This is a genomic window from Microcoleus sp. T3_D1 (genome assembly GCF_036700405.1).
In the GTDB taxonomy this organism is placed as follows: domain Bacteria; phylum Cyanobacteriota; class Cyanobacteriia; order Cyanobacteriales; family Microcoleaceae; genus Microcoleus.
In genome coordinates this window covers 34,953-41,791 of the sequence record NZ_JAUBOV010000013.1, presented here as the reverse complement: position 1 = coordinate 41,791, position 6,839 = coordinate 34,953, and the positions used below count along the sequence as shown (strand labels likewise).

The window sequence follows — 6,839 nt, the reverse complement described above, 5'->3', positions numbered from 1 at the left end:
TGTTCCACAGCAACAGGCAAGATGCCTGTTCCACAGCAACAGGCAAGATGCCTGTTCCACAGCAACAGGCAAGATGCCTGTTCCACAGCAACAGGCAAGATATTTGTTCCACAGCAACAGGCATCTTGCTTGTTCCACAGCAACAGGCATCTTGCTTGTTCCACAGCAACAGGCATCTTGCCTGTGAAGCAAAGATTGAATTTTCTTGTGGGGTGGGCATCCTGCCCGCCCGATTAATTTTGAATTGCCGACTCCAGGCGAAAGCGGGCTATTTCGCAAATTTCAGCTACAGCCTGCTGCATTTCTGTTTCCAGGGAATTGTCGAGGCGCTGTTTAAATGCTTCGATAATGCTGGTTTTAGTGTGTTTTTTCACCGCCGCAATGAAGGGGAAACCGAATTTTTCGCGGTACGATCGATTCAGGAATTGAAAGCGATCGAACTCTTCAACAGAAAGTTTATCCAAACCCGCACCGGCTTGTTCGCTAACCGATGCTTCCGCCATTTTTGCTTTGCTTCCTAAATCCGGGTGGGCTTGAATTAAAGCTAATTTTTCGGCTTCAGTCATGGCGCTGACGGCTGTTACCATTTTGGCGTGCAAGTCGGCTGTGGATGCGAAAGGGCGATCGTCCCAACTGCGGCGGGCGATCGCGGGGGTGTGTTCAAAAATCTCGCCGAGGGCTTGTGTAAATTCCTCCTGGCTGAGTTGGTTGAGTTGAACTAAAGAGTATGGCATTTTGAATTGGGTTGATTAATTTTAATTAGGTTTGTTTTATTCGTTTGGTATCGGAGGAATTATTTTTATTGAACCGCGAAGACGCGAAGGGCACGAAGGAAGAGGGAAGAAGGGGGAAGAAGTAAATTATCTTCTACCGGGAAGTTATATTATGTCTGGTCGATTGACCATGATTCTTGTAGGGGCTGCCCTCACCAACAATAGTCGCCAAAAACCGACAATCTCAAAAACCCGCCCCGACCTATGATCGATCTGATGACTACTGACTACTGACTGATGACTAATGACTGCTGACTTGAGTTTGTTCGACTTCGCCGTGGGCTTTTAGGAGTGCAGCAATTTTGCGGCGGATGATGATTCCCGGTTTATCTGTCAGCATATGCTGTTCTTGGGTGATGTCGAGGGGTACGTCGCAATCAGTGGTTTCTAAAATGCGTTTGTCTTCTAATGTAACGGCGCGATCGAAGGCAATAATATCGCTGGTTTTAGCATCGGCTTCGGTATCGTTTCGGAGGCAAAATTGCACCATTTGAGATGCGGAATCGTTAATCGGAGTCATGGTATTGACGATGATGTGAACGAGTCCGTTTGGGTAAACAATCCGCAGTTTGACGGTAAAGGGCATAAACCAAATTCCGTCGATCGTCCGCACGGTTTCTTGTTGCTCGATTTTTAAGTTTTGCTGTTGCTGTGTGGGATTTGCTACGCCTAAAATGCTGCGGTAGTGCAGTTCCCATTCTGTTTCTTCAAATTCCATTACATCTGGGGCGAGATGTGCTTCGCTACCGAAAGTTGCGGTGTGTACAAAAGACGGATGCGCCATATCTAATTCATTTTCCATTACTCGCAATCCCGCACAATTCCAGCGTTCATAAAATTCGTGAATTTGGCGGTAATTCGAGTCTGCAGCTTCGGGAATATCGGGAATTTCTGCCAGCGGTTCTCCCAGACAAACCCAAACGTATCCGTAGCGCTCGCGCGTGCGGTAAGCTTTTACTTTATAATTTGCAGAAATTGCGCCGTTTTGCTGCTGCGGAACGCTGACGCAGGTTCCAGATGAGTTGAATGTCCAGCCGTGGTAAGCGCAGCAAATGTTGCCGCCGACAATTTTGCCGATCGACAGTTTAGCCGTGCGGTGACTGCAGCGGTCTTCAACTGCAGCGGGTTTACCTTCGGAATCCAACCACAAAACGATGGGTTCTCCTAATAGTTCAAAAGCTTTTGGTTCGCCGGATAATTCGGATGTAGGAATCACTGGATACCAGAATCGTTTGAAAATAGGTTGCTTCGTAACTAACATAATTCCTCCTCTTTTAAATAATAACTAAACGCTTCTTCCTTCTATCTGACATCTTGCACCATTCTCAGTAAGGTTTTTATGGGCGGGCTCTCCTGCCCAACCCCTACTCCCCACAAGAAATTCATTCTTTGTGGAACAGGCCGGAAAGCCTGTTCTTGAGGTGCGCCCACCCCACCAGAAATTCATTCTTTGTGGAACAGGCCGGAAAGCCTGTTCTTGAGGTGCAAGATGTGAGTTCTCTTCAACTACCGCGATAGGTACTGTAAGACCAAGGCGAAACAAGCAAAGGTACGTGATAATGTGCGCTTGAATCGGCGATGCCGAACTGAATCGGAACGATGTTTAAAAACGGCGGTTCTGGCAATTTTTCGGCGAACTGCGCGAAGTATTCGCCCACAGAAAAGACTAATTCGTAAACTCCCGGTTTGAGTTCGCTTTCGGATAGTAAAGGATCTGCGGTGCGGCCGTCAGCATTAGTTGTTACAGTTTTGAGCAGCGTTTTGGCGCCGGATTTTGGGTCAATTGAATGCAGGGCGATCGGCATATTTGCAGCCGGACAGCCGCGGGCTGTATCGAGAACGTGAGTAGTAAGTTTTCCTGACATTTTTTATTCAAGAAGGAAGAAGGAAGAAGGAAGAAGGAAGAGGGAAGAGGGATGATATCATGTCCGGTCGATCGACCGCGATTTTCGTAGGGGCTCCCCTCACCAACAATACTTGCCAAGAATTGACAATCTCAAAAACCCGCCCGACCGGGATATTATGGTTAATCGATCGGACATGATATGAGGGATGAGTAGGGACACAACACTGCTGTGTCCTGGGAATTATCTGTTTGTATTAGTGTAGCGGGCCTGCTGAGATGACTTTGACGATCGCATCTGTGACATCAGTCGGCCGTTCATACGCTAATTGTTGATACCACTTTTCTGTTACAACTGGATCTTTACCGTGTATTTGTTCCGCGCGCTGTCGGGCTTTTTCAACAACTGCATTCGCCCGCTGTTTGCGCTCGGTTTCGTAACGTTTGAGCGCGTATTCTACGCCCAAATTCGTACTCAAAAGGTAGTTACTGAGTACCAGCCCGTCTTCCATCGCCTGACAGCCTCCCTGGCCGAGATCCGGGCAGGTGGCGTGGGCCGCATCTCCCAGCAAAGCCACTCTACCGCGAACGAAGCTGTCGATCGGCCCTACGTCGTGAATTTCCGGCCGCGCCACTGCTGCGGGGTCGAAAGTATCTATCAGCAATTGCACTGGTTCGGCCCAACCTTTAAAATGTTCTTTAAGTTCGGCTTTGTAATTGTCGGGATTGGCGGGAGTACCTTTGGGCAAGGGAACATCTAAGAAAAAGTAAAATCGATCGCCCGCGACTGGCATCATTGACGCCCGTTTGTGCTCGCCGACATATATCGCCCAAGTGTTTTTCGGCGCTAGTTCTTCCGCTGCGGGTACTAACCCGTTCCAGTTGATATAACCGCCGTATTTCGGCTCTACTTCGCGGCCCAATATATACGTGCGCAAAATCGAGCGAACCCCGTCAGCCGCCACTAACAAATTGCCCCGCGCTTTGTCTCCGTTTTCAAAGATTGCTGTTACTCCGCTTTCGTCTTCTTCTACAGAAATACACTTGCGATCGAGCTTGACTTTTCCCTTAAAAGCTGCTAGCAACATATTCTGCAAATCGCGGCGGGCAACGGGATAGGGGCGCTGACCGACTTGTTGAATTAGCGGCATTAAATCGATGTCATTCAGTAGTTCGCCGGTTTTGGTGCGGTATTCCATGCGCTCCATTTGACCGCCGATTTTTGCCATGTTTTCGCCTAAGCCCAAGCGGTTGAGAACTTTGACGCCGTTCGACCACAGGGAGATGCCGGCTCCTGCGGGGCGCAGTTCTTTTACGCGATCGTAAATTTCAACTTCATAGCCCGCTTGTTCGAGGGCAATTCCCGCAGTTAAGCCGCCAATTCCCGCACCGATGATGACAACTTTTAAGTCGTGCATTCTGTGTTTATCCTGCTGAATTACAGCTTTTTTCAAGAATTCATAACAGTTAAATAAATCTTTTTTCCCGTCTGTCGGAACTTTGAAACTCACTATATTTTATACCCGCAATGGAGTTGTGACTGTATCGTAAATTACTAATTCATGCAGTTTTTGACAAATGGCGATCGGCTTTGGTGGGGCATATCCCTATGAGACATCTCCAACAATTCTTGTGGGGATCGATATATCCCCGTAGGGACACTCCAAGAGCCCAAGGAGTGTCAACTTAAGTTCAAACCCAGTCACAGATTGCGGTTTGACCATTAAACTTAGATCCCCCCTAACCCCCCTTAAGAAGGGGGGGACAAGAGCCTTCTCTTTCGTCCCCTTTCTTAAGGGGGATGCGAGGGGGATCTAGGCTTAGATAAAAGCGATATTTATCAAAGGTTTTAGGCTTAAGTTGAGACTCTTTGGGGATTGCCGTGTCCCTGCTTCATAAACTGTGGGTATCTTACTCAGCTATAAACTTTGTTAACTCCCCGAGATTGTGCCCAATCGCATTTATCCCGCGAATATGAGACAATGGAGAACCTCCGTACAAAAAGCTATTCAAACTAACTTGATAATTTTGCTGAACTGCTAAATCCAGCCACAAATTGTTTATCGCATCTCCGGGTTTGTAGTCGGGAATATTGTGCTGATAGTAAGGAAAACTGTCTATACAAGTATTGAAAAAGTTCTTGCGCCCGCAATGCTTTAAATACTGATATCGCGGTTTGAATTCTGTTTGATTTTCTAATACTGTATATATAGTATCTGCGAGAGATTCTGGGTCAAATTTGGCGTAAAGACCCGCACCTTTGGGGAAAACGGGCGAGTTTCCTCTGGCGTATTGGTTGAATTCTTCAAAACAAATTACTGGTACGTTGCAACTCATGGCTTCGGTAATTCCCCGGTTTTTTCCTTCGAGGAGGGAACCGAGGACGAATGCTTGTGCTCGCGAATAATATGTGGGGATTTCGCTGTAGTAGTCTACTCTCGGCACTAAGTTAATGTAGTCGGAGGGGTTGGTTAAAATTGCCTCGACTTGTCGCCATTCTTTTAATGCGTACTCGTCGAGAGTTTGCAGGTTGCTAGCATCAAATTCGTGTCCGGTGACTACTGTTAGTTTTATCGGTTTTTGCGGATATTTTTGGCGGTAAACTTTTAAGGCTTTGGCTATGATTGGCAAATTTTTTTCTTCGGAAATGCGCGCGACGGCTAGCAAGTCGATGTCTTTGGCGGGGACGTTGCGCGGGGAAATTAAGTATTCGTTGATGAAGTCGGTGTCTTGCAGTGGTATGATTGGTTTGTGGGCGCGATCGACATAAGTTTCGCGAAACCACTTTTCTCGCTGTGGGTTTTTGTATAAACTGGAGTAGGCGTCAGCTATGGGGGCCCAGGAATAGGAGATTCCGGGGGAATAGGTGAAGGAGAAAAATACTGAGGAAATTTGGGGAAATAGTTTGTTTATTAGTTCGACTCCTTCGCTGAAGTAAATTCCTTTGATGAAACGCCCTTCGTAAAATAGTGGGGGAAGCAATACGTAGAAACTGACGGTATCGAAGCGGTGGGGTTGGTCTTCAAATATCTCCCAGCTAAAGGCGTCTAAGTCTGCATAGATTTCGGCGATTGGTTTGTTGATGTGGGGGTTGCGTAAATAGGGTTTTTGTCGATCGTAGTTTCCGCGTACCATATAATTCTGAGTGTGAGTATCTAGCTTTTTTTATTTAACCGCAGAGGGCGCAGAGGGCGCAGAGAAGAAGAGAAAAGAGTTATTCACAAGTCATCCACGGGTTGTTCTAGTGATTCATTGTCGCCTATTGTGAGGGCGAGTTGGTAGATTTGGCGGCGGGGGAGGGATGTTTGTTGCGCTAGCTGGCGGCTGGCTTGGGAACGACTTATGCCTTCTGCAATTAATGTTTGCAATTCTGCTTTAATTGCGTCTTCGGAAAATATTGGGGCGGCTGTTTGAATGCCGGCTATTACGAGGGTAAATTCTCCCTGGGGTTCGCGATTGGTGTAAAGCTCGATCGCACTTTCTATACTACCACGCCAAAACTCTTCGTGCATTTTGGTTAATTCTCTCGCCAGCACAATCTGTCTGTCGCTTCCCAAAGTATTTGCTAAATCTTGTAAAGTTTGGCGCAATCGGTGGGGAGATTCGTATAATATTATAGTGCGGGATTCTATTTGCAAAGCTTCTAAACTCTGTTGGCGTTCTTGACCTTTCACGGGTAAGAAACCTTCAAATACAAATCTCTCTGTGGGTAATCCTGATGCAGTTATCCCAACAATGCAGGCGGTAGGGCCGGGAATCGGAATAATGTTAATATTAGCATCGGCGCAGGCTTTGACTAACTCGTATCCGGGGTCAGAAATTCCCGGCATTCCGGCATCGGTGACGAGGGCGATATCTTTGCCTAAATGCAGTTTGTCGATGAGTTCGGGGAGTCGCTGCTGTTGGTTGTGTTCGTGATAGCTGATTTGGGGGGTTTTGATTTGGAAATGTTGCAAAAGTTTGCCTGTATGGCGGGTATCTTCGGCGGCGATGAAGTCTACTCTTTGCAAGATTTTGATGGCGCGAAATGTCATGTCTTCGAGGTTGCCGATCGGGGTTCCTACGATGTAAAGTGTTCCTGTGGTGGGATTTGCTTGCATTTTAAGATTGGGATTTTTTAACGATGGGACACGGGCGGGACGCCCATGCCACGCAGATGGGACACGGGCGGGACGCCCATGCCACGCAGATGGGACACGGGCGGGACGCCCATGCCACGCAGA

7 protein-coding genes are annotated in these 6,839 nt (G+C 47.5%); all 7 read right to left on the bottom strand.

Annotation, left to right across the window (positions count from 1 at the left end):
• The coding region (locus QT992_RS08640) for a hypothetical protein (RefSeq protein ID WP_333376829.1) at positions 1–220 on the bottom strand (220 nt) is incomplete at its 3' end.
• 13 nt (positions 221–233) lie between these two features.
• A complete protein-coding gene (gene uraD / locus QT992_RS08635) occupies positions 234–734 on the bottom strand; it encodes a 2-oxo-4-hydroxy-4-carboxy-5-ureidoimidazoline decarboxylase (protein WP_333315716.1) in 501 nt (166 codons plus the stop codon).
• A gap of 280 nt (positions 735–1,014) precedes the next feature.
• Positions 1,015–2,034 (bottom strand): aromatic ring-hydroxylating dioxygenase subunit alpha, encoded by a 1,020-nt coding sequence (locus tag QT992_RS08630; protein WP_333336022.1) that lies wholly within the window; start codon positions 2,032–2,034, stop codon positions 1,015–1,017.
• Between the two features lie 241 nt (positions 2,035–2,275).
• The gene (gene uraH, locus QT992_RS08625; protein WP_333315718.1) at positions 2,276–2,638 is read right to left on the bottom strand and encodes a hydroxyisourate hydrolase; all 363 of its coding nucleotides are present in this window, start codon (positions 2,636–2,638) and stop codon (positions 2,276–2,278) included.
• 235 nt (positions 2,639–2,873) lie between these two features.
• Complete coding sequence (gene hpxO / locus QT992_RS08620) at positions 2,874–4,127, bottom strand: FAD-dependent urate hydroxylase HpxO (protein ID WP_333315719.1); 1,254 nt, start codon at positions 4,125–4,127, stop codon at positions 2,874–2,876.
• 400 nt (positions 4,128–4,527) lie between these two features.
• Entirely contained in the window at positions 4,528–5,751 is a 1,224-nt protein-coding gene (locus QT992_RS08615) for a glycosyltransferase (protein WP_333315720.1), read from the bottom strand.
• A gap of 83 nt (positions 5,752–5,834) precedes the next feature.
• Positions 5,835–6,716, bottom strand: a complete 882-nt coding sequence (gene rsmI / locus QT992_RS08610) for a 16S rRNA (cytidine(1402)-2'-O)-methyltransferase (RefSeq protein WP_333336098.1) — start codon at positions 6,714–6,716, stop codon at positions 5,835–5,837.
• Positions 6,717–6,839 lie beyond the last annotated feature (123 nt).